Source organism: Oleiphilus sp. HI0061 (genome assembly GCF_001635675.1).
The window spans coordinates 1-2,418 of sequence record NZ_LWFE01001233.1 but is presented as its reverse complement, the minus strand read 5'-3'; the positions used below and the strand labels follow the sequence as shown (position 1 = coordinate 2,418).

General features: G+C 43.6%; 3 protein-coding genes. 2 read left to right on the top strand and 1 reads right to left on the bottom strand.

Features of this window, described 5'->3' with window-relative positions; translation table 11 throughout:
- Positions 1 to 389 (top strand): MMPL family transporter (locus A3735_RS19195; RefSeq protein WP_156499768.1); only part of this gene is annotated, 389 nt, incomplete at its 5' end.
- Positions 390 to 450: 61 nt separating this feature from the next.
- On the opposite strand, the gene A3735_RS19190 is transcribed toward A3735_RS19195, so the two are convergent.
- Positions 451 to 1,497 carry a putative solute-binding protein gene (locus A3735_RS19190; protein WP_068553859.1) on the bottom strand — a complete coding sequence of 349 codons (1,047 nt, stop codon included), beginning with the start codon at positions 1,495 to 1,497 and terminating at the stop codon, positions 451 to 453.
- A gap of 227 nt (positions 1,498 to 1,724) precedes the next feature.
- On the opposite strand from A3735_RS19190, the gene miaA reads away from it, so the two are divergent.
- On the top strand, positions 1,725 to 2,418 hold a 694-nt coding region (gene miaA, locus A3735_RS19185; RefSeq protein WP_068638487.1), incomplete at its 3' end, for a tRNA (adenosine(37)-N6)-dimethylallyltransferase MiaA.

Genomic DNA, 2,418 nt, shown 5'->3' with positions numbered 1-2,418 from the left:
GTATCTTCAACGGTAATGTTGGCATATCCGTAGGTACCGCAACAGGTATGGTCCTGGGTATCGTCGTTGATGATACCGTCCACTTTTTAAGCAAGTATCGAAGGGCTAGGCGTGAGAAAGGCTATACTAGCGAGCAAGCGGTGCAATATGCTTTCGCAACCGTTGGTACTGCACTTTGGGTGACAACCTTCGTTTTAGTCGCAGGGTTTATGGTGCTTGCATTGTCCAACTTCAACATGAACGCCCACATGGGTATCTTCACTGCAACAACGATTACGCTAGCACTGATATTCGACTTTATAGCGCTACCCGCAATTCTACTCAAGCTGGAAGAGAAGACTGCGGGTAAGCAAGGCACAGAAAACATCCTTACTTCTACTCCAAACTAAAACCCAACAAAAAAGCCCCTACAAAGGATAATTTGTAGGGGCTTTCTTATTCATCAAGTAGCTATTCTGGTTTAGCGTTTGCAGCACACTCGCCACGAGAACGATCCAGACGGCAACGAATTTTCCAGAGTAACTTAAGTGCCGTAGGATGATTGACCTTGTCTGCCTTTAGTGCCATGCGTACACGTTTACTGAAATGATCAATATCATCCTTAGTAAACTGACTAATCTCGATCCAGTAGTTTTGAGGTATTTCATTCTCAGCATCCTTAACCATTCGTTCCATATCATCCATTCGTGTCAGGATATAATTACGCATTTTGTGGCCAAAGCTAACGCACTCACGCTTTCTGGCTTTTCGGTTCCTGGAACATACCTCAGGGAATTGATCACGCTTAGCGATTGTTTGCAGCATGCCATAATAAAGTCGGTAATCAATTATCCCGCCCTTGTCACCTAATCCGTTGTATAGCTCAAATGTGTTATAGGCCAAAGCTGGCATCAACAAAATATCGACATTACCATTATTGAATTGCCCTGCAAAAGTGGTCAGAGAAACATTGAAGGGAGAAGCACCCGCCAAGTCGGCAAACTTTTTAGCCTGGGGGTCTCCATTAAGAATTGCCAGTTTTTTACCAGCAAAGTCATCGATACTTTCTATCGATCGGTCATTTACAAAGGCAAACATTGACCCTACCGGAAAAGTTGCAACCACTTCGTAATTACCCTGGGTCATCAACTTACCGGCACGAGGACGAGCCAACGTACCCAAGGCGAGTTCAAGGCCTTTCTGGGAGGTAATCGCGCCAATAGCATCCATTGTGCCGCCAAATTTAACGAATTGGCGTGAAAGTATTGCGCTCAAAAGTACGGCTTCACAGCGCCCTGCTTTAAACTCACTTGCGGCGACCTTTTCGTCAGTATATGCAACAAACCTGATACTCAAGCCCCATGATTGAGCTTTTGGTATTAAGTCAGAATAAAAAGACATAACCGGGCCATTACGCCCAACCGGATCCCAAATACAAAATGTTTTTTTCTCTAGAGAGTATGCAGACGTGCTTGCTAATATTAATACCAGCGCTATTAAGACGTTGTAGACCTTCATTCCGAAAAGAATTCCTTGTTTAGGTTCTTGTTAACTCAAGGTTTGCAAGATTATATCTTCGTTTTTATGGTACAAGTGTCCAGCAAAGTAGCCGTATTTATCATGTAATTGTTATAAGATAGCGATTCACGGTAACTGGCCAGTTATAATAGCTGGCAGTTTTATATCTACTTATTTCCCACACTATAACGAAGTGTTTGTTAGTTCAATACTTATTACAGATTAATATGACAGATTCTCATCAAGCCAAACTAGTTACCATTCTAGGCCCTACGGCAAGTGGTAAAACCTCATTAGCTGTAGAGCTTTGCCGTCAGTTTTCAGGTGAGATAATCTCTGCCGACTCTCGCCAGGTATACCGGGGCATGGACATTGGTACAGGCAAAGATCTCGATGAATACGAAGAAGTCCCCCATCACCTAATCGACATTGTGGAGCCGCAAGAGGAATTCAACCTTTTCGCCTACGCCCAACATTTCTCCACAGCTTTCACCAATATCGTCAAACGCGAACAACTGCCGTTTTTAGTGGGCGGAACAGGGATGTATCTAGATGCCATATTAAACCGTTATGAATTAACGATAGCGAAGTCTGACGAAAAAGCACGTCAGGAAATGGAAAATAAATCAGAACGCGAATTAATCGAGCTATTGCTAAGTTTTGACAAAAATTTACACAACACAACCGACTTGTTAAGCCGAGACCGCATCATTAAAGCAATCGAAATAGCAGTAGCCGACAGCAAAGATCTAAAGCCACTGGAGCTTCCCACTTTTACACCCCTTACGATAGGCATTCGCTTAGAGCGCGAAGAAATAAAGGCTAGAATCACAGCGAGGCTTAAGGCACGGCTTGAAGAAGGCATGATAGAGGAAGTAGAAACACTCAGACAACAAGGCCTTCCCTGGGAAAAGTTACACT